The 23,369-nt window shown below is 66.9% G+C and carries 2 protein-coding genes (1 of these 2 only partly in view); both read left to right on the top strand.

The window, feature by feature from the left end:
• Positions 1–55 precede the first annotated feature (55 nt).
• Complete coding sequence (locus tag GKZ92_RS17910; RefSeq protein ID WP_139319583.1) at positions 56–8,083, top strand: amino acid adenylation domain-containing protein; 8,028 nt, start codon at positions 56–58, stop codon at positions 8,081–8,083.
• Positions 8,080–23,369 carry the start of a non-ribosomal peptide synthase/polyketide synthase gene (locus tag GKZ92_RS17905; protein ID WP_155225490.1) on the top strand. Its footprint extends 19,201 nt past the window's final position, so the window shows 15,290 of its 34,491 coding nt (coding positions 1–15,290); the start codon lies at positions 8,080–8,082; its stop codon lies off the right edge, out of view. Before GKZ92_RS17910 ends, GKZ92_RS17905 begins: the two co-directional genes overlap by 4 nt.

Here is a 23,369-nt window from a genome sequence, read left to right as displayed (position 1 = left end):
ATTGGTCACAAGTGACCATGAAATGTCGAGAGATGAGGCGCACCACGTGCACGATATGAACCCGGCGGGAGGTCCGACACAGCCGTCGAAGGTGCCGCTGACCGCGGCGCAGCGCGGAATGTGGTTCGCCGAGCGGCTCTCCTCCGGCTATTCGGTCAACATCGCGCAGTACCTCGACGTCAGGCACGCACCCGGAGGCTTCGACCAGAAGCTGCTGCGAGACTCGCTCGAAGAGGCATCGATCGCCAATCAGTCGCCCTACCTGCGAATCCTCGAGGAGGACGGCGAGCCCTACCAGATAGTGGACCTGGACAACTGGGGCCATGAGATGACGTATGTGGACGTGCGCCACGAATCGGACCCGTTCGAAGCGGCCCGCCGTTGGATGCACGACGATTACCAGCGTCCCCTCGATCTCGCCACCGATCCACTCGTCGTCACGTGCCTGATCCGTGTATCGGACGAGCGCACATTGTGGTACACCCGCGGTCACCACATAGTGATCGACGGTTACGGGGCGCTGACACTCATCCGCCAGACGGTCGAGATCTACAACGCGAAGATCGAAGGCCGCGAGTTCGACGAGAAACCGCCCGCAACCATCGCGGAGATCGTCGCTGACGACGAGAAATATCGCGCGTCCTCACGTCGCCAGACCGACGGTGAGCACTGGCGGGCCCGGACGGCCGACCTGCCCGAGCGCGTCACCCTCTCGACTCGCGGCGCCACAGCTCCGCTGACCCCCGTCAACCTGGTCTCATCGACCACGCTTCCGGCCGACGAGCAACGCCGTCTCGAGGTCCGCACCTCCGAACTCAACACGTCGGCCGCGGTCGTCCTCACAGCGGCGTTCAGCGCGTTCCTGGCCCGGATGACCGGGAAGGACGATGTGGTACTGACCCTCCCGGTGACCGGCCGCGCCAGTGCGAAGGTCAAACGCGGAGGCGGCATGGTCGCCAACCTTCTGCCGGTCCGGACCGCCGATGTCACCGAGGGCTCCGTACGGTCGTTGATCGAGAAGGTACAGATCGAACTGACCGGCGCACTTCGTCATCAGCGGTACCGCATCGAGGACATCCGTCGGGACGCGGGCCAGCTGGACTCGGCGTCGGCGTCGTTCGGCCCCGTCGTGAACATGATGTTCTTCGACAAGCCGATTGCGATCGCCGGTGCGACCACCGGTTATCACATCCTGAGCTCGGGGATTCTCGAGGACATGCTGCTGAATCTGTACCAGAGCAGCCCCGGTGCGCCGCTGGTGATAGACCTGCACGGCAACCCCGGCCTATACACCCAGGACGAGTTGGATGCGCTCCATTCCCGCTTCGTCAATTTCCTCGGCGAATTCCTGCGGCCCGAGGCCACGGATCGTCCGGTGGACGACATCGCCATCCTGACCGATTCCGATCGTCGTCTGCTCGAGACGCTTCCCCGCCCCGTCAGCCCGACCGCCAACGCCGACCGGACGATCATCGAGGTGTTCGGCGAGATCGCGCGACTTCATCCCGATCGGGGTGCGGTGACCGATTCTTCCGGCGTCACCCTCACCTATGGCGAGCTCGACGCCCGTTCCGATGTCGTGGCCCACGGCCTCGTCGCCCGTGGCGCGGGGCCGGGTGCGCTGGTGGGTGTCGCGACCGCGCGCGACGCGGGTCTGGTCGTGGCGATCATGGCCGTCCTCAAGAGCGGTGCGGCCTACCTGCCGCTCGACACGACCAATCCCGAGGACCGGTTGAGTTACATCGTCGGTGACGCCGCACCGGTTTGCGTGATCACAGATGGTCAGGACGGCGCGTGGCTCGGCGATGCGCCCGCGGTCACGCTGGAGCAGTTGACCGAATCCGGGCCCGGCGCATCGCCGTCGGCGGGAGTCCACTCCGGCAGTGGTGCCTATGTGATCTACACCTCGGGCTCCACGGGGCGTCCCAAAGGTGTCGCGGTGTCGCACCGTAACGTCCTCACTCTGCTGGACGCCGCGAACGAGGACTTCGACTTCTCGCCGGAGGACGTCTGGACCGTATTCCATTCGTACGCATTCGACTTTTCCGTGTGGGAGATGTTCGGTCCGCTGCTGAGCGGTGGCCGGACGGTGATCGTGCCGCGCGACGTGGCACGGGCTCCCGAGGAGTTCTTGGCGCTGTTGGACCGCGAGCGGGTCACCGTTGCGTCGCTGACCCCGTCCGCGTTCTACGTGCTCACCGACGCCCGGCGCCGGGCGCCGGCACATCTTTCCCTGCGGTACATCGTCTTCGGCGGTGAGGAACTGCGGTTTGACGAGGTCGCCCGCTGGTATGACAGCTTCGGTGACGACATCGCGCTGGTGAACATGTACGGCATCACCGAGACGACGGTGCACGTCACGTTCCGGCCGCTGGATCCAGAACTGGTGCGCGGATACAGCGGCAGCATGATCGGGCGACCGCTGTCGTCCTTGGCGCTGAAGGTCCTCGACCGCCGACTGCGTCCGGTGCCGCAGCATGCGGTGGGTGAGATCTACGTCGCCGGTGAGCAGCTGGCTCACGGCTATCGGGGTCGGCCCGGTCTGACCGCCACCCGGTTCGTCGCGAATCCCGATGGCTCGGGAACGAGGCTGTATCGCACCGGTGACCTCGGGCGTCGCATCAATGACGATGTCGAATACCTCGGTCGCGCCGACGATCAGGTTCAGCTTCGCGGGTTCCGGATCGAACTCGGGGAGGTGGAGACGGCACTGCGCGGGGTCGATGGAGTCACCGCGGCCGCGGCGGTCGTCGTCGACGGCAACGAGAGCGGCGGTGCCAAGCTCGTCGGATATGTCAGTGTCGAAGAGGGTTCGGCGCTCGACGCGCCTGCCGTGCGAGAAGGCGTCCGCAACCGCGTCCCGCAATACATGGTCCCAGACGTCGTGATGATGGTGGACGCCCTGCCGTTGACGGCGAACGGCAAGCTGGATCGCCGGGCGTTGCCGGCGCCGGTCCTCGCCGCGACCGCCGAATACGTCGCCCCCGAGACCGAGACCGAGACCGAACTCGCGGCACTGGTCACCGACGTCCTGCAGGTTCCGCGCGTCGGGATGCGGGACAACCTGTTCTCGGCCGGCGGGGACTCGCTCGACGCGGCCCGCCTGGCGGCGCGCATCCGCGACAATTTCCACACGTCGCTGCCGCTCAGCGAACTGTTCGAGAGCGAGGATTTCGCCGACCTCGCCCGTCGTATCGACCGCGCCGGTTCCGTACGGCTGCCCTCGGCAGCCGCCCGCGTCAAAGAACGTCCGGCGGTCCTGCCGCTGTCACCGGCGCAGACCCGGCTGTGGTTCATCAACCGGATGGATCCCGAGGCCGCGACCTACAACATGGCGGGCGCCGTCGCACTCGGGCCAGGTCATGATGCCGAGGCACTGCGCGCGGCCTTCGAAGCCGTCGTCGCGCGACACGAGCCGCTGCGTACCCGGTATCCCGCCGTGCACGGTGAGCCGACGCAGGAGATCCTGGATGTCGCCGACGTCGTCGGCGACATCATCGATCAGGTCCGCCGGGTCGCCGACGATGAGATCGACACCGTCATCGCCGAGGTGTCGGCCACCGGTTTCGACCTGGTTCGTGAAGTTCCCGTCCGGTGTGCCGTGATCGAGTCGCCATCAGGTCACACCGTGGTGATCGTCCTGCACCATGTGTGCGGCGACGGCCTGTCGCTGACCCCGCTGGTCCGTGACCTGATGCACGCCTACGACGCGGTGAGGCGCGGTACGGAGCCGGAATGGCAGCCGCTGCCGCTCCAATACGTCGACTACACCCTGTGGCAACGAGACGTCCTCGGCGATCGTGCTCAGCAGGGCTCGGTGGCCCATGACGAACTGGAGTTCTGGACCACCGAGCTCGCCGGACTGGACGACATGGTGGACCTCCCGACCGACCGCCCGCGCCCCGCGGTTCCAACCGGGGAAGGTGCGTACCTGGACCGCGAGATCGGCACCGATACGGTCTCGGCCATCGCGCAGCTAGCGGCCCGCAACCGGTCCACCCCGTTCCACGTGCTCCATGGCGCGCTGTCGGTGCTTCTCTCAAGGCTGTGGGGCGGCCAGGACGTGACCGTCGGGACGGCAGTGGCCGGCCGGGACGATCCTGCCGTCATCGACCTGGTCGGCATGTTCGTCAACACGGTGGTACTGCGGAGCCAAGTCCGTGCGTACGACTCCGCAGACGAGATCGTTGCGAAGAGCCGTCAGGTCAGTGCCCGCGCCCTCGCACACGCTCACGTTCCCTTCGAGCAGGTCGTCGAAGCCGTCGCACCCGAGCGCGCCCTGAACCATTCGCCGCTCTTCCAGGTGATGATGACCTGGAACCACGACCGCCTCGGCGCGGTCGAGGGCGGCTTCGGCGCCCGATTGCTCGACGCCCGGGTGCCTGCCGCGAAGTACGACCTCCACATCGCTTTCACCCAGGTCGATCGTCCCGACGGGTCGCGCATCGTCGCGGAGTTCGGTTATGCGACTGATCTCTTCGATCGCTCGACGATCGCCGAGGTCGCCGCGGAGTTCGAGCGCGTCCTGAACGCGATGGTGTCGAATCCGACATCACCGGTCGGTCGCATCGATCTGCTGGACGCGCGTCGGGCCGCCGAGGTGACGGCGGTGGAGGCGCCGGCTCGCCCGCGCACCTTCCGTGACGTCCTGGGGGATGCGGCCCGGGAACCGGGCCGGTCGGTGGTTGCCCTGTCGGGGGACACGACCGTCACCCGGGAGGTCTTCGAGGCACGGACCAACCAGATCGCGCGTGAGCTCATCAGGCTGGGCGCACGTCCGGGCGACGTCGTGGCAGTCGAGATGCGCCGATCGGTGTTGTCGATAGTCGCGACGGTTGCGGTCATCAAGTCGGGTGCGGCCTTCGTGCTCGTCGACCCGACCTATCCGGCGGATCGTCGCGAAATGCTCCTCGAGACCGCTGGTGCGCGAATCGGCCTCGCCAAGGCCGGGCACGCACCGACACAGCGCACCGGTATGCAATGGCTCGAGCTCGACGGTCCGGGCACCGAGATGCAGGTCGCCGGGCACAGCGGTGCACCCATCTCGGATTCGGAGATGCCGGTACCTGCGGGTCTCGACCATCTCGCGTACCTCGTGTTCACGTCCGGATCCACCGGCCGCCCGAAAGCGACGGCGGTGAGCAATCGCCAGGTGGCGAACCTCGCGGTCAGCGCGTTGAAGCGTTTCGGAGTCGATTCGCAGAGCAAAGTCCTCCACGTCGCCGCACCGAGTTTCGACGTCTCGATCCTCGAACTGCTGTTGGCGATGTGCGCCGGCGCCGAACTCGTCGTGGCGGGAGCAGACGACTATGCGGGTGCGGCACTGACGAAGGTGATCAACGACGGTGGTGTCACCCATTCGATGATGACCCCGTCTGTGCTGACGACGATCAACCCGGCCGACGTCCCGACGCTGCAGACGATCATGGCCGCCGGTGAAGCGTGCAGCGTGGAACTGGTCCGTCGCTGGGCGGGCCGACGATTCTTCAACGCGTACGGGCCCACGGAGGCGACGGTCATCGCGACAGTGGACGGCCCGATGTCCCTCGACGACCACGTGACCATCGGCCGGGCGTGGACCGGCGTCGGAGCCCTGGTCCTGGACTCCGCACTGCGCCCCGCCCCGGATGGGGTCGCAGGCGAGCTCTATCTCACCGGCGATCAGGTGGCGCTCGGCTATCTTCACCAGACGCCGTTGACCGCAACGCGTTTTGTGGCCAACCCGTTCGGTTCGGGACGGATGTACCGAACCGGCGACCGGGTGACCCGACGTCCCGACGGACGCATCGTCTACCACGGACGCAACGATTTCCAGATCAAGATCCGTGGTCTGCGCATCGAACCCGGCGAGGTGGACGCCGTGCTCGAGGACCATCCGGACGTGGTCACCTGCCTCAGCGTGGGCATGCCGGGACCGGGCGGGGAGACCCTGCTGGTCACCTACGCGACCACGACGCCCGGGTCCTGGGTGGGTCCGGATGCGCTGCTGGAGTTCGCTGCCGAGCGCCTGCCGCGTCACATGGTCCCGCACACCGTGGTGCTTGTCGACGAGTTCGAACTGACCCCGGTGGGCAAGATCAACCGCAAGGCACTCCCGCCTGTCGACCTGAGCTCGACAGCCGAGTACGTCGCCCCGCGGACCCAGATGGAGTCGGTGATCGCCGGGGTGTTCGCCGAGGTGACCGGCGGGGACCGGGTCGGTGCGACCGACGACTTCTTCGGTCTGGGCGGCACGTCGTTGTCGGCGGTGAAGGTCACCACCCGTCTCGGGGAGGTGCTCGACCGCACCATCTCCGTCCGGGAACTCTTCGAAGCCGCCACGGTCGCGGAGCTCGCCGAGCACCTCTCGACCCCCGAGGCGGGCGAGGCACCGCCGCCTCTGCGCCCGCGCAGCCGGGCCGAGCTCGTTCCGGTGTCGACGATCCAGCGCGGCATGTGGCTGCTGAACCAGGCCGCACCCGAGTCCGCCGCGTACAACGTGGCGCTGGCCCTGCGTGCCGAGGGTGAGTTCGACCACGAGGCGATGCGGCTGGCGGTCATCGACGTCCTGACGCGGCATGAGTCCCTTCGCACCACCTACCCGATGATCTCGGGTGAACCGGCGCAGGTGATCATCCCACCGGAGTCGGTGGTGGGTCAGATGGACTTCCGGACGATCCGGGTCGAGGGATCTGTCGAGGCGGCCATCGCAGCCGTGACCGGCGAAGGCTTCGACGTGACGAGCCAGCCGCCGGTTCGGGTTGCAGTGCTCGAGGTCTCGCCGACCGACCACGTGCTCGTCGCGGTCGTCCACCACATCTGTGGTGACGGTTCCTCGATGGCACCGATGGCCCGTGATCTGATGGCGGCGTACACGGCGCGTCGTCACCGTCGCGCGCCCCAGTGGTCGCCGTTGGAGGTGCAGTATGCCGACTTCACGTTGTGGCAACTGGAGAAGCTCGGCCGGGTCAACACCGACGGGCGTACCGAGGCGCAGTCCCAGCTCGACTACTGGACGGGCCGGCTCGCCGGTGCGCCGGAAGTGATCACCCTGGCGACAGACCGCCCGCGGCCGAAGACGCCATCGTATGAGGGTGGTCTCGTCGAGTTCGAGGTCGAGCCCGAACTCGTGCGTTCGCTCGAGAAACTGGCACGGGAGAACAACAGCACCCTGTTCATGGTCGCGCACGCAGCCTTCGCAGCCCTTCTCACGCGGCTCTCCGGACAGGACGAGGTCGTCATCGGCACGCCCTATGCCGGACGAGACGATCGGGCACTCGACGATGTCGTGGGCATGTTCGTCAACACGCTGGCGCTACGCACGCGGGTGGAGCCCGACGAGACCTTTGCCGGCCTGCTGGAACGGGTTCGCCGTCAGGATCTGGCCGACATGGCGAACGCAGACGTGTCCTTCGAGACGATCGCATCGGCGGTGCTGCCGGCGCCCCCGACAGCCTACAATCCGATCTACCAGGTCATGTTCGCATTCCAGAATCTGGAGTTCCCCACCATCGAACTCGAGGGCCTGCGGGTGTCGCACATTCCCGAGGAACTCGTCAGCGCGAAGGTCGATCTCCAGCTCACCGTGTACCCGGCAGGGTCGCCCGCCTGGGGAGATGCCGACGGCCCCATGCGAGGCCAAATCCACTACGCGACTGACTTGTTCGACGCTGCGACGGTGGACAAGCTGGCACAACGATTCGTGCAGGTTCTCGAGGCGGTGGCCGCGGACGTCGACTGTATAGTCGGAGACATCGTGATCCACACCCTTTCCGAGCTCGTCGACTCCGCCGAAGACAGCCGTGTCGACCTGAGTCTTCCGGCGCTGGTGGCGTCGGCGGCACAGCTCGAGCCCACTGCCGAAGCGATCGAGAACAACGGCTCGCAGATCCAGTTCGGGCAGTTGTCGTCGGCGGCGACCGCGATGATGGGCGTGATCCCCGGTTCCGATGAAGATGCGGCGCTGACGATGGCGTTGATGAGCAGTGTGCCCGGCCTGGCGGCCCAGGGGCCGGCAGCGCTCGACACCGTCCTCGCGCAACTACGTGACAACGCCGAGCGAATCGTGAGTGCGGGCCGACCACAACAGACCACTACGCAGTGACCGCCGCTGAATCAGGAGGATCAGAAATTTCTCGTCCATGGGGATCCAGCCCGGCGACACTGAACCTGGTGGCTTCCGCGGCCGCCCTCGATCCGGACGCCACCGCATTCGAAGGTGCGGCGGGTCCGGTTGCTTTCGGTCAACTGCACGCCCAGGCGTCGATGACCGCCGGCATCCTGGCGGCGCAGGGGCTCGATTCGGAGGCCGCCGTCGCGGCCGCGGTAACCGGTCTGGTGGTGGCACCCGGGAGTTCACCCGCCGAGATGGCGACTGCGACGCAGCGAGCGATCTCGACCATCCGGGATTCGGCGTCAGCCGTGCTCGGAACCGACGACTGGGCGAGCCTGCCCGGGGTTTTCCGGTCGTCCGTGCACCGTTTCGGCGATCGCGTCGCGGTCACCGATTTGGAGGGCGTGTCCCTGACCTACCGGGAACTGGACGAACGCTCCAACCGCGTGGCGGCGGGCCTGGTGGCGGCCGGTGCCGGTCCCGAGAAGCTCGTCGGCGTCGCGCTCAGCCGTGACGCCGAACTGATCGTCGCACTTCTGGGCGTCGTCAAGTCAGGTGCGGCATACCTTCCCCTGGATCGATCGCATCCGATGGAGCGGCTGCAATCGGTGGTCACCGATGCCGAACCGGTTCGGATCATCACCGACGCAGACACCGCGAACGACTGGCGTTCGGAGTTCGACGTCGATTTGTGCACGGTGGAGGAGATCTCCACCGCCGAGGGGCACGAGCGTATCCCGGCTCGGATCGACCCGCGCCATCCCGCTTATGTGATGTACACGTCGGGGTCGACAGGTAAGCCCAAGGGCGTGGTCGTGCACCACGAGGGCGTGATCCATCTGATGTCCGCGATGGAGCAGATGTACGAGTTGTCCGATCGCGATGTCTGGGCGATGTTCCAGTCGTACGCGTTCGATGTCTCGGTCGCCGAGATCTGGGTGTCGCTGATGTTCGGCGGTCGTCTGGTGGTCCTCGACTTCTTCACCACGCGATCGCCCGGCGATTTCATCGACGTCGTCAATCGCGAGCGGATCACCTTTGTCAACATGACGCCGTCGGCGTTCTACCAGCTGGCCGCAGCGTTGCGCCCGCCGGCTCTCGGCCGCCTCGCCGGCTCGCTCCGCTACCTCGTGCTGATGGGCGAGGCCCTCGACTTCGAACAGGTTAGACGCTGGTACGAGGACCGTCAGGAGATCGACGGCGGGACCGGTCCCGAGCTGAACAACATGTACGGGCCCACCGAGGTTACTGTTTACGCTACGCGACGCGACTGTACTCCCGAATTCGTCTCTCGCACAGCGGCATCGGATATCGGCGGTGCGCTTCCGGGGCTGACCGCGCATGTCCTCGACCGACGCCTGGCACCCGTTCCCGAGGGCGTCCCCGGCGAGCTCTACCTCACCGGCCCACAGGTGACTCGGGGTTATCTGGGACGTTCGGAGCTCAATGCCGCGCGGTTCGTGGCGAATCCGTTCGGCACCGGCGACCGCATGTACCGAACCGGTGACGTCGCCATCGTGCGCGGGGACGGACTGGAGTATCTCGGCCGCAGCGACGCGCAGGTCAAGCTCCGTGGTTTCCGTATCGAACTCGGTGAGGTGGAGGCGGCGCTGATGGCCGCGCCGGGCGTCAACGCCGCGGCCGCCGCCGTCCGCCAGCGGGAGAACAAGCTCGACTATCTCGTCGGTTACGTGACCGGTGCCGGTGCGGATGGCGCCGAACTCGACACGGCCGCAGTCCGTTCCGCGGTTGCCGAGCTGGTTCCCGACTACATGGTGCCCGACGTCATCATGGTCCTGGAACAACTGCCGCTCAACGTCAACGGCAAGCTCGACCGGGCGGCGCTGCCCATGCCCGCGCTCGACAAGGCCACGGTCGAGTTCGTCGAGCCGGCCGACGAACTCGAGCGACGGCTGGCCGAGGTGTTCGCCGAGCTGCTCGGCGTCGAGTCGATCAGCGTCACCGAGTCGGCCTTCAACCTGGGCGGCAACTCACTGGTCGCGGCGCAGATCGCCGCTCGCGCAACCGAGGTCCTCGAACTGCGGGTCGGCGTCCGGGACATCTTCGAGTGCCCGTCGGTGCGGACCCTCGGTGAGCGGGTCCGCGACCGCGCCCACGTCGAGATCCCGGAGCTGACGGTGATCGACCGTCCCGGGGATATTCCGCTTTCTTATGCGCAGCAACGGCTCTGGTTCCTGGCCGAGCTCGAGCCGGAAAGCGGGGTCTACAACATCCCGCTCGTCATGCGGTTCTCCGGTGTGCTCGAGTCCCGGCACCTGGCGGCGGCCATCGACGACGTCATCCGTCGGCACGAGGCGCTGCGCACCCGGTTCCCGTCCGTCGACGGTGTCCCGCAGCAGTTGGTCTGCGAAGTCGAGGACACCCCACCGGATGTCGTGGTCGACCCGCCGGTGCCGGTGGCTGCGCACGCGATCGACGAGACCGTCGACGCGCTGGTGCGTGCCCCCTTCGACCTGCACGCGGCACCGCCGCTGCGGGTGCGGTTGCTGCAGCTGTCGCGCACCGAGTACGTCCTGGTCTTCGTCGTTCACCACGTCATCGCGGACGGCGCCTCGATCGTGCCGCTCGCACGTGACGTGATGGTGGCCTACCGTGCACGGCACGGTGGCTCGGCACCCGACTTCGACAAGCTCCCGGTCCAGTACGTCGACTATGCGCTCTGGCAACGGGACGTGCTCGGTGATCCGGCCTCGACCGACACCGTCGCGGGCGCACAGCTGGCATTCTGGCGAGACGCCCTCGCCGGCGCGCCCGAGATCATCGACCTTCCGCTCGACCACGTTCGTCCGCGTGTGCAGACCAAGCGTTCCGCGCGCCACGCGTTCACCATCGGAGCGGGAATGGCAGCCGAGCTCGAGGAGCTCGCGCATCGCCATGGCGTCTCGCTGTTCATGGTGCTCCATGCGTTGTGGCTCGTGGTCCTGAACCGGATCACGGGCAGCCACGACATCAGCGTCGGGACTCCGTACGCCGGTCGTGGAGAGCGTGCGCTCGACAATCTGATCGGCATGTTCGTCAACACTCTGGTGCTGCGTACGGAGTTCGAATCCGACACGCGGTTCGACGAACTCCTGCGAGTCGTCCGCGACCGCGATCTGGCTGCGATGTCGAACGCCGATGTGCCGTTCGAGCTGGTCGTCGATGCCTTGCAGGTGCCGCGATCCGAATCGCACGCACCGCTGTTCCAGGTGGCTCTGGCCTTGCAGGACGCGACCGCGACCCAGTTCGAATTGCCCGGAGTGGCAGCGGAATTCGTCGACCAGACGCGCGCGCTGACCGACTACGATCTCAACATCACCTTTGTCGAAGGGCTGGCAGGGGAGCAGGCCGGCGGTGATTACCTCTCGGGCACGATCGATTTCGCGGTCGACCTGTTCGAGCCGTCGACGATCGCCCGATTCGTCGACCATTTCGAGCATGTGGCGCGTCAGGCCGTCGACTCACCCGACCGGCCGGTCCGTGACTTCGACATCATGGAGGCGGCCGGCCGCGACGCGATGGTGGTCGCCGGGCCCGACGCCGCTCCGCCGGTGAACCTGTCGGAGATCTTCCGCGCAGCCGCCGTGCACCGCGACCGCCCCGCTGCGGTCATGGGTTCGGCGCAGCTCACCTATGGCGAACTGGACACGGCATCGACGGCGTTGGCGCACAGGCTGATCGCCGCGGGCGCCGGACCTGAGCGGCCGGTCATCAGCGCGCTTCCCCGGGGCCTGGCGGGGCAGATCGTCCTGTGGGCGATCGCCAAGACCGGTGCGGTCTACTGTCCGGTCGATCCCGGGTATCCCGCCGAGCGGATCGCCGCGATCGTGGAGGACTCCGGTTCGACGATCGGCGTAGTCGGACGTTCACACCACGCCGCGATGCCGGCGGGGCCGAACTGGACGGTGCTGGACGACGACCTGGACACGCTCCTGCGAGCCCTGCAAGGGGAGACCGGCAGCGCACTTCCCGAAACAGGTGTCCTCACCGCGGATTCCGCCGCCTATCTGATCTTCACGTCCGGTTCCACCGGTCGTCCCAAGGGAGTGGTGGTCACCCACCGCGCCCTGGCGAACGTCGCCGATCTGGCAGCACGGGACTACGGCCTCGCCGCCGGGTCCCGCATGCTGTCGGTGAGCTCGCCGAGTTTCGACGCCTCCGTCTTTGAGTATCTACTCGCCTACGGAAATGCGGCAACTCTCGTCCTGTCGCCCCCCGACATCTACGGCGGGCCCGAACTCGCGGACATGATCGTCGCCCATGGGGTCACCCACGCCGTGATCGTGCCCAGCGTCCTGGCCACCCTCCCGGAACTCCCGGCGCAGGCGCTCCCCGTCCTGATGACCGCCGGCGAGGCGTTGCCGGAATCCGAGATCGCCCGGCGCACACTGGGACCGGACTCCGGCGGCCGGACGATGTTCAACCTGTACGGCCCGTCCGAGACCACGATCATCGCGACCGGCACCGGACCGCTACGGCCCGGTGCGCCGGTCACGATCGGTGCGCCTGTCCAGGGCATCACGACCCTTGTGCTCGACGAGTCGTTGCGGCCTGTCCCCATCGGAGTGGTCGGCGAGCTCTACCTCGCGGGTCCGCCGTTGGCCCGCGGATACGCGCACCAGCCCGCCCGGACCGCCGAGAGGTTCGTCGCGAACCCGTTCGGTGCCACAGGTGAGCGCATGTACCGCACAGGCGACCTCGTGCGATGGACCTCGTCGATGACCCTCGAATACGTCGGTCGTTCCGACTTCCAGGTCAAGATCCGTGGTCTGCGAATCGAACTCGGTGACATCGAGGCTGCGCTTCGTGAGCTGCCGGAGGTCGCGTCGGCCGTCGTCGTCGGCATACCGACCCCGGCAGGTACCCGGCTGGCCGCGTATGTGACCGCCGAACCCGGTCGTTCGGTGTCACCCGACGATGCGCTCGCCGCCGTGTCGCGGTCGCTGCCGCCGTACATGGTGCCCGAGGCGCTCGTCGTCCTCGACTCGATCCCGCTCAACCCGACCGGCAAGGCTGATCGAAAAGCGCTGCCGCAACCGGAATTCCGCTCGACGGCCGAGTTCGTGCCGCCCGCTGATGAAGCCGAACGGCTGGTCGCGGCTGCATTCGCCGACGTGCTGGGTGCCGAGGAGATCAGCGTCGCCGGGTCCTTCTTCGACCTCGGCGGCAACTCGTTGTCGGCAACTCGCCTCGCCGCGCGCGTCGGCGAGGCCATGGATGCCGAGGTGTCGGTGCGCATGGTCTTCGAGGCGCCGACAGTGCGCGATCTGGTGGCCCGGATCCGTCCCGGGAGCGGAACTCTCGAACCGATCGTCGCGGGGCCGCGGCCCGACCGGGTCCCCCTGTCGTTCGCACAGCAGCGCGTCTGGTTCATCAACCGTCTCGACACCGCTTCTCCCGCATACAATCTCCCCGCGGCTCTGCGACTCCGCGGCAATCTCGACGTAGAGGCCCTCCGGGGGGCGATCGGCGACGTCCTGGCGCGGCATGAGGTGCTGCGCACCGTCTTCCCCGCAGTGGAGGGCGTCCCGTACCAGTCCGTGCAGTCGGTTGCCGACGCCCTTCAGGGACTCGACTTCGGGGTCGTCGACGGCGAGGCCGACTTGTTGAAGGCGGCGATGACGGGCTTCGACGTCACCGTAGATCTGCCGATCCGGGTACGCCTGCTGCGCGAATCCGAGGACACGCACCTGCTCCTGGCAGTCATCCATCACATTGCCGGCGACGGTGAGTCGATCGGCCCGTTGGTACGGGACATGGTCGTCGCCTACCAGGCCCGCCGGGACGGCGGTGCTCCCGAGTTGCCGCCTCTGCCGGTTCAATTCGCAGACTTCGCGCTGTGGCAGCGCCGGGTCTTCGGCGACGTCGACGACCCCACTTCGGTGCTGGGTTCGCAACTGGCGTATTGGGAGCAGCAGCTCGCTGACCTACCCGATGTCATCGAGTTGCCGACGGACCGGCCGAGGCCTCCGGTGGCGTCGCTTCGCGGCGAAGCCATCGACTTCACGGTTCCCGCCCACACCGCTTCGCGCATCGCCGATCTCGCCCGTGCGTACGGCGTCACCGAATTCATGTTGACCCATGCGGTCCTCGCCGTGCTGCTGTCCAGGCTCACCGGTTCCGGCGACATCGCCATCGCGACGCCGATCGCCGGCCGCGGCCGGCAGGTGCTCGACGAACTCGTCGGCATGTTCGTCAACACGCTGGTGTTGCGTACCCGGTTGAGCGAGGACGACGGATTCGAGGCCGTTCTGGACCAGGTCCGCGCCACCGACCTCGATGCGCTGGCGCATGCGGATGTCCCTTTCGAGTACCTCGTCGAGCGGCTCGACCCGGTGCGTTCGGAAGCGTTCGCCCCGCTGAGTCAGGTCATGCTGTCGTTCGATCAGCACGACTTCGGACTGACGGGGGAGCCCGGCGTCGGGCTCGTCGCCGAGTTGCCCGGCCTGACCCTCGAGACCGTCAATCCCGGTACCGACTCGGCGAAGGTCGATCTCACCTTCAGCGTGGGCACCGCGACGCAGGACGGTTCATGGCGCGGTCAGATCGTCTACGCGACTGACCTTTTCGACGGTCCTTCGATCGAGGCGATCGCCGGCACGTTCGTCGCACTCCTCGACGATCTGACGACGGATCCGTCGCTCACCGTCGGTTCCGTCAGCCTGCTGTCGGACACCGCTCGCGCCGATCTGGTCTCTGTGTCGACGGGTGAGTCGCGGGAGTTGGTGCCGGAGACGGTTGCTGATGTGTTGGCGGCGGGTGTGGCTCGTGATCGGGATGCGGTGGCTCTGGTGTTCGAGGGCCGGTCGGTGTCGTACGGCGAGTTGTCTGATCGTGTGGCGGTGTTGGCGCGTGCGTTGATCGATGCCGGTGTGGGTCCGGATGTGGCTGTGGGTGTGTGTGTTCCGCGGTCGGTGGACATGGTTGTGGCGATTCATGCGGTGGTGTCGGCGGGTGGGCAGTATGTGCCGATCGATACCGGTGCTCCGGTTGAGCGTGTGCGGTACATGGTGGAGACCGCGGGTGCTGAGTTGGTGTTGGTCGGTCCTGGGCCGGTTCCGGCGGCGGTGGCTGATTGTGGTGCGCGGACGTTTGTGGTGGATGCGTCGGGTCCGGTGGTGGGTGATACGTGTCCGGTGACTGCTGCGGAGCGTCGTGGTGTGTTGTCGGTGTCCTCGGCGGTGTACACGATTTTCACGTCGGGTTCGACGGGTCGGCCCAAGGGTGTGACGTTGCCGCATGCGGCGGTGGTGAACCGGTTGTGGTGGGGTCTGCATCAGTTGCCGATCGATGAGTCGGATGTGGTGGTGCTCAAGACGCCGTACACCTTTGATGTGTCGGTGCCGGAGTTGTTCGCGCCGTTCATGGTGGGTGCGACGGTGGTGGTGCTCAGGGCTGATGGTCATCTGGATCCGGTCTATGTCGCGGAGACGATCCGGGAGACTCGGGCGACGATGGTGCATTTCGTGCCGTCGATGCTGTCGGTCTTCCTCGATCTCGCGGGACCACGTCGCCTCGAGGGCTTGACCAGCCTTCGCCACGTCGGCATTTCGGGTGAGGCGTTGCCGCCTGCGGTGGCGGGGCAGGCGTTGGCGGCGGTTCCGTCGGCGGAGTTGTACAACTTGTATGGTCCGACCGAGGCGGCGGTGGAGATCACGTATCAGCGTGTGGGTCGGGCTGATGGTGTGTTGAATGTGCCGATCGGTCGGCCGGTGTGGAATTCGACGTCGTTTGTGTTGGATTCGCGTTTGCGGTTGGTGCCTGATGGTGTGGTCGGTGAGTTGTATGTCGGTGGTGTGCAGTTGGCGCGTGGGTATGCGGCGCGTCCGGATCTGACTGCTGAGAGGTTTGTGGCTGATCCGTTCGGTGGGCCGGGTGAGCGGTTGTATCGGACCGGTGACTTGGTGCGGCGTAATGCTGGTGGGGACTTGGAGTATCTGGGGCGTACCGATTTCCAGGTGAAGTTGCGGGGTCAGCGGGTCGAGCTCGGTGAGATCGAGGCGGTGTTGGCGGGTGCGCCGGGTGTGGTGCATGCGGCGGCGACGGTGGTCAGTGCTGCTGGTGGTGAGCATCTGGTCGGTTATGTTGCGGGTGGTCCGGGGGAGCGGTTGGACCTCGAGGCGATCAAGGCGTCGGTTGCGGTCGGGTTGCCGGAGTACATGCGTCCCACCGCGTGGGTGGTGCTGGAGGATGTGCCGCTCAACAGTGCGGGCAAGTTGGATCGGAAGTCGTTGCCGGAGCCGGAGTTCACCTCGGCGGAGTATGTGGGGCCGGAGTCCGATCTGGAGCGGGTGATCGCGGATGTGTTCGCCGATGTGCTCGGGGTCGAGCAGGTCAGTGTGGTGGAGTCGTTTTTCGATATCGGTGGGAACTCGTTGTCGGCGACACGGCTGGCGGCGCGGGTGGCCGATGCGCTCGATGCCGAGGTGACGGTGCGGATGGTGTTCGATGCGCCGTCGGTGCGTGAGCTGGCGGTGCGGGTGGATGTCGGTTCGGTGCAGGCGCTTCCGCCGATCGTGGCGGGTGCGCGTCCGCAGCGGTTGCCGTTGTCGTTTGCGCAGCGGCGGATGTGGTTCATCAATCAGTTCGATGCGTCTTCGGGTGCGTACAACATCGTGGCCGGGTTGCGTTTGACCGGTGACCTCGACACCGACGCCCTGCGCGCAGCTTTCCTGGATGTCGTTGCGCGCCACGAGATCCTTCGCACTGTGTTCCCGAGCATCGACGGTGAACCCGTCCAGTCGATCGAGTCCGCCGAGCTGGTCGACTACCGGTTGGACTGGGCGGAGTCGACGTCATCCGATGAGCTCGTCGAGGCCGCCGGCGTCGGTTTCGATGTCACGCGTGAGTGGCCGGTACGCGTCCGCCTGTTACGTGAGGCCGGAGATCGGCACGTGCTCGTCGTGGTCGTCCATCATATCGCCGGCGACAACGAGTCGGTGCGCCCGTTGGTCCGCGATCTCGTGGTCGCGTACGACGCGCGGCGCCGCGGTGAGACCCCGCAGCTGCCCCCGCTGGCGATCCAGTTCGCCGACTTCGCCGTCTGGCAACGCGACGTCCTCGGCGATGTCGACGACGAATCATCGATTCTGGGACGGCAGCTCGGCTACTGGCTTCGGCAACTCGCAGACCTGCCGGACTTGCTCCGCATTCCGACCGACCATCCGCGCCCCGTCGTGGCATCGATGCGCGGCCACACCATCGCGTTCGAGTTCCCTGCCGAGGTTGTCAAGCGCGTCACGCCTCTTGCGCGCCGGGCGGGGGCCACGCCGTTCATGGTGGTGCATGCCGCGATGTCGGTAGTGCTGTCGCGCTTGGCAGCCGTCGACGACATCGCCATCGCCACGCCGGTTGCCGGTCGCGGAAGGTCTGAGATCGACGAGACCATCGGTATGTTCGTCAACACCCTGGTGCTGCGAACCGCGGTCGACCCGGCACGGAGCTTCGACGACTTGCTCGCCGACACCCGCGGAGTGGACCTCGACGCGTACGCGAACGCCGACGTCCCGTTCGAATACCTCGTCGAGAAACTGAACCCCGCGCGTTCGGAGGCGTTCGCACCGCTCGCGCAGGTAATGCTCAATTTCGTCGACGACACACCGTCGACCGCTTCCATCCCGGGACTGTCGGTCGAGCCGGCTGAGACCGGCGATCATCCTGCGCAGCTCGACCTCGCGCTGGAGATCCGCGCGTCCGAACAGAACTGGGCGGGTTCGATCACGTACGCCACCGACCTCTTCGAGGAGACCGGGATCCGGGTCTTCATCGACCGGTTGATCACAGTGCTCGACACCGTGACCGCCGATCCGGCCCTTCCGGTCGGCGACGTGTCGGTGGCAGTGCCGGCCGATGACGACAACGAGATCACGGCACGCGGTGACATCGCCGAGATCGACACCGCGGCGATGTGGGACCGGGTCTCGGAGCTGAGCCGGCTGACGCCCACGGCGCCGGCCGTCGTTCTCGACGATCGGGTGCTCGACTACGCCGAGTTCGCGGCCCGGGTGTCAATACTGGCTCGGACACTCCTCGGCCATGGAGTTGGCGCGGATGTCGCAGTGGCGCTGTGCTTGCCGCGCTCCATCGAGATGGTGATCGGTATCCATGCCGTCAATGCCGCAGCGGGACAGTACGTTCCCGTCGACCCGGCGGCACCGTCGGAGCGTATCGAGTACATCTTGTCCACCTCGGGGGCAGGCCTCGTGCTGACGCTCGCGGGGGAGCTGCCCGCGGCGTTGAGCGCACTAGAGGGCATCACTGTGATCGAGATCGACGCCGGCGCCGAGATCGACTCTGACGCACCCCTGATCGCGAGTGCTGACCTCCCAGTGTCCTCGCGCGAAGCCGACCGCGCCGCGTACACGATCTTCACGTCGGGTTCGACGGGCCGTCCGAAGGGCGTGACGGTCAGCCATCGATCGCTGTCGACCCACCTCGCCTACGACCAGTGGCGCTACGGCTTCACCGCCGACGACGTCGTCCTCCAGGTGCTGGAGTACACCTTCGACCCGTCGGTGCTCGAGTTCTTCCGGCCGCTGCTCGCCGGGGGCACCCTGGTCGTGACCGCCCCGGGCGGACACCGGGACCCGCAGTACCTTGCCGAGGTCATGCGGGCGCGACGGGTGACCTCCGCGATCTTGGTGCCGTCGCTGTTGTCGGTCTTCCTCGAGGTCGTCGACCGCGAGCAGCTCACGCAGCTCACGCGTCTGCGGCTGGTGCACACCGGTGGCGAAGCCCTGCCAGAGGCTCTGGCGCGACGCTTCCACGAGGCGTTGCCAGGAGTGAGCCTACACAACCAGTACGGTCCCACCGAGACGACCATCTACTCGACCGTTGACCACGTCGAACGACACTCGCACGTGACCATCGGACGGCCGGTGTGGAACACACGCGCACACGTGCGCGACGCGCGCCTGCGGCCCGTCCCGCCGGGCATCGTCGGCGAGCTCTACCTAGGCGGCGCCCTGGTTGCCCGTGGTTATGCGTCGCGTCCCTCGCTGACGTCGGAACGGTTCGTCGCCGATCCGCTAGGAGAGCCAGGCGCGCGTCTGTACCGCTCGGGCGACCTCGTCCGCTGGAACAGGGACGGCCGCCTGGAGTATGTCGGACGCAGTGACTTCCAGGTGAAACTGCGCGGACAGCGGATCGAACTCGGCGAGATCGAGGCGGTGCTGGCCGCGGCGCCGGGGGTCGTGCACGCGGCGGTCACCGTCGCGTCCGCGCCGGGTGGCGGAGAGTTCCTCGCAGCCTTCCTCGCTGCCGGCCCCAGCGAATCGGTCGATGTGGCCGTCGTCCAGGCAGCTGCGGAGGAAACCCTACCCGAGTTCATGCGACCGGCGTCGTGGAACGTCGTAGACGAGATGCCCCTGACATCGGCGGGCAAAATCGACCGAAAAGCATTGCCGGAAGCCCGTTTCGACAGCGCAGAAGAGGTCGCCCCCGAGAACCCGACCGAGCAGCTGATCGCCGAGGTGATGGCCGGTCTGCTGGGACGCCCGACCGTAGGGGTGACGGAGTCGTTCTTCGCGCTCGGTGGCGATTCGATCATGTCGATCCAGCTCGCCGCGTTGTTGCGCGCCGCGGGATTCGCGGTCCGTCCACGGGACATCTTCGAGCACAAGACCGTTCGCGCCCTCGCTGCTGTCGCCATGAGCGGGGCAGGGCAGACGCTCGCCGAGTTGCCCGGCGGCGGGACCGGTGCCGTGCCGCTTCTGCCGGTCGCACGCTGGATGCTGGAACGCGCCGACGCGCCGACGGACTACGCCGCTTTCGCCCAGGCGATGGTCGTCGGGATACCGGCGGGCATCCCGCATTCCGACATCGTCGACGTCCTCACCGCGCTGATCGCCGCTCACCCGATGCTGTCGGCCAGGTTGGTCCACTCCGAGTCCGGCGTACCGCATCTCTTGGCCGGCGAGGCATTCGATGCGAAGGCCGCTGTCGAGGAGCAGATCGTCGACGCGGTGCCGGGCACGACCGAATTCGAAGCCGCGGTCCACGCGGCGCACCGTGACACCATGCTGCGCCTGGACCCCGAGAGCGGTGCGATGGTCCGCTGTGTCGTCCTGCGGCCGGCCGACGGTGGGAACGGCCGGATGGTCGTCACCATCCATCATCTCGTGGTCGACGCGGTCTCCTGGCAGACCGTTGTCGCCGACCTGGTCAACGCGGGGGCGCAGCGCGCCCGCGGGGAGGAGATCTCGTTGCCCGCCGAGGGCACATCCATGCGCCGTTGGGCTGCGGCGATCGCTGATCTCGCCACCGCCCGCGCCGACGAGGCCGCGCTCTGGGACCGCATGTTGCCGGACACCGACACCCCCGTACTGGCGCCGATCGACCGCGACCGTGACCGCGACCGCGCTCTGCGAGATGTGGTCTCGCGTATACCGGCCCGCATCGCCGAGCCGGTCCTCGTCGACGTGCCGGTGGCGTTCCGCACCCGCGTCAACGACGCGTTGCTGGCGGCACTTGGTAGTGCACTCGCCCGTTTCCGGGCCGAGCGCACGCCCGGAACGCCGTTGACCAACCTGACCGTGCTCGTCGAGGGGCACGGACGCGAGGAGCACGTCGCCCCGGGCGCAGATCTCACCCGCACAGTCGGGTGGTTCACCGGAATCGCGCCGGTGACCTTCCCGGTGACTGCGTCGACGTCCGACGCTTCGGTCGTCGGTCTGGTCAAGGGTGTGAAAGAAGCGCTGAACGCGTTGCCCGACAACGGCATCGGTTTCGGCGTGCACCGCTACCTCACTCAGGGTTCACCGGTCGCCGACCGCCCGATGCCCGAGGTCACCCTCAACTATCTGGGGAACGTGGCCGAATCGTCTGCGGACGCCACGGACGTGTCCTCGGATGTCGCATTCCTCCCAGCCGCGGAGCGGTACCTGCTGCCCGGCACGGTCAACGGCGGAATGGTCGTACCGGGCAACCTCAACGCGAACATCTCGACCGTGAGCACGGCAGACGGACGTGAGCTCGAGGTCGCGTGGAGCCATTCGCCGTCGGCAGTGTCCGACGACGAGATGCAGAAGCTGGACAGGTATTTCCTCGAGGCGCTCTCGGCGATTGCCGACGCGGTCGCGTCGTCGGGGGATGTGGGTTACTCGCCGTCCGACATTCCCGCCGCGAATCTCTCGCAGACCGATATCGACCGGTTGGCGGCTGAACACCCGGGTGCGAAGCTCTGGTCGCTCTCACCGTTGCAAAAGGGTCTGCTGTTCCAGGCCGAACTGGCGACGGCCGGCGACGAAGTCGACGTCTACGTGTCGCAGTCGGTCATCGGCGTCGCCGGGGACGTCGACGAAATGCGCCTTCAGCGAGCGGCCGATGCGGTCACACGGCGACACGCTGCACTTCGTTCTTCGTTCTTCCGAGCCGAAAGCGGCGAACCGGTAGTCGTGGTCCGTTCCTCGGTCAGCACGCCGATCGGTGTCGAGGACCTCTCGGAGCTCTCCGATGACGACGCGAGTGCGCGGCTCGATGCATTGGTGGACCGCGAGTACACCCGCCCCTTCGATCTGAGCCGTGCGCCGCTGCTGCGGTTCCTGCTTGTGCGGATGCCGGGTGGCAGGTGCGCTCTGGTGTTCACCAACCATCACATCATCATGGACGGTTGGTCTGCGCCGCTCGTGCTCGCCGACCTAGTATCGGTTTACCGAACCGGTACCACGGTGACCGACGCCGGCGTCTCGAAGGGCGCCGAGTTCGCCGACTACCTGCGATGGCTCGCGTCGCAGGACTCGAACGCCGGTCTGCGGGCGTGGCAAGAGGTCCTGGCACCGCTGGAAGAGCCGACGATCGTGGGGTCGAGCCGACCGGGAGCGCAGGAAGCACTGCCCGGGTCGACCCACTTCACCCTGGATGAGCGCCGAGTACTCGAGTTGAATGCGCTGGCGCGTTCGCTTGACGCCACGGTGGCCGAAGTGGTCCAGTTTGGTTGGGCCGTCCTCCTCGCACGTGTCAGCGGTACTCCGGTTGTGTCTTTCGGAGAGACGGTCTCGGGTAGGCCGTCGGTGCTGGAAGGCATCGATCGGGCAGTCGGGCTGTTCATCAACACGATTCCGGTGGTGGCCGAGGTCGACCCTGGCGTCCGTGTCGCGGATGGTATTCAGGCACTGCACTCCTCGAAGCTGCGTGTCCTCGATCACCAGCACATCGGACTGTCGGAGATCTTGCAGGTCTCACCGTTTGACGGTCTCTTCGACACGCTCTTCGTGTTCGAGTCCTATCCGATCCAGCTCGGCGAAGCCGCCGCTGCCGACCGGTCCGCGGATCTGCAGATCGACGACGTCGAGATGAAGGACGCCACCCATTACGCCATGACCCTCGAGGTCTCGCCGATCGGTGGGGAGCTTCGTCTGACACTCAAGTACCGTCCTGCCCACGTGTCCCGGGCCGCGGCTGAGACTTACATGACGATGCTCGAGCGGATTCTCGCCCAGGTGCCCGACCCGGGTCTGCGGGTGGACGATATCCGCGTCCTCGACACCGACGAAGCAGGCACGGTTCTGGCGGTGTCGACGGGTGAGTCGCGGGAGTTGGTGCCGGAGACGGTTGCTGATGTGTTGGCGGCGGGTGTGGCTCGTGATCGGGATGCGGTGGCTCTGGTGTTCGAGGGCCGGTCGGTGTCGTATGGCGAGTTGTCTGATCGTGTGGCGGTGTTGGCGCGTGCGTTGATCGATGCCGGTGTGGGTCCGGATGTGGCTGTGGGTGTGTGTGTTCCGCGGTCGGTGGACATGGTTGTGGCGATTCATGCGGTGGTGTCGGCGGGTGGGCAGTATGTGCCGATCGATACCGGTGCTCCGGTTGAGCGTGTGCGGTACATGGTGGAGACCGCGGGTGCTGAGTTGGTGTTGGTCGGTCCTGGGCCGGTTCCGGCGGCGGTGGCTGATTGTGGTGCGCGGACGTTTGTGGTGGATGCGTCGGGTCCGGTGGTGGGTGATACGTGTCCGGTGACTGCTGCGGAGCGTCGTGGTGTGTTGTCGGTGTCCTCGGCGGTGTACACGATTTTCACGTCGGGTTCGACGGGTCGGCCCAAGGGTGTGACGTTGCCGCATGCGGCGGTGGTGAACCGGTTGTGGTGGGGTCTGCATCAGTTGCCGATCGATGAGTCGGATGTGGTGGTGCTCAAGACGCCGTACACCTTTGATGTGTCGGTGCCGGAGTTGTTCGCGCCGTTCATGGTGGGTGCGACGGTGGTGGTGCTCAGGGCTGATGGTCATCTGGATCCGGTCTATGTCGCGGAGACGATCCGGGAGACTCGGGCGACGATGGTGCATTT

It is taken from the genome of Gordonia sp. 135 (assembly GCF_009720185.1).
In the GTDB taxonomy this organism is placed as follows: domain Bacteria; phylum Actinomycetota; class Actinomycetes; order Mycobacteriales; family Mycobacteriaceae; genus Gordonia; species Gordonia alkanivorans.
This window is presented reverse-complemented; position numbering and strand designations above follow the sequence as displayed.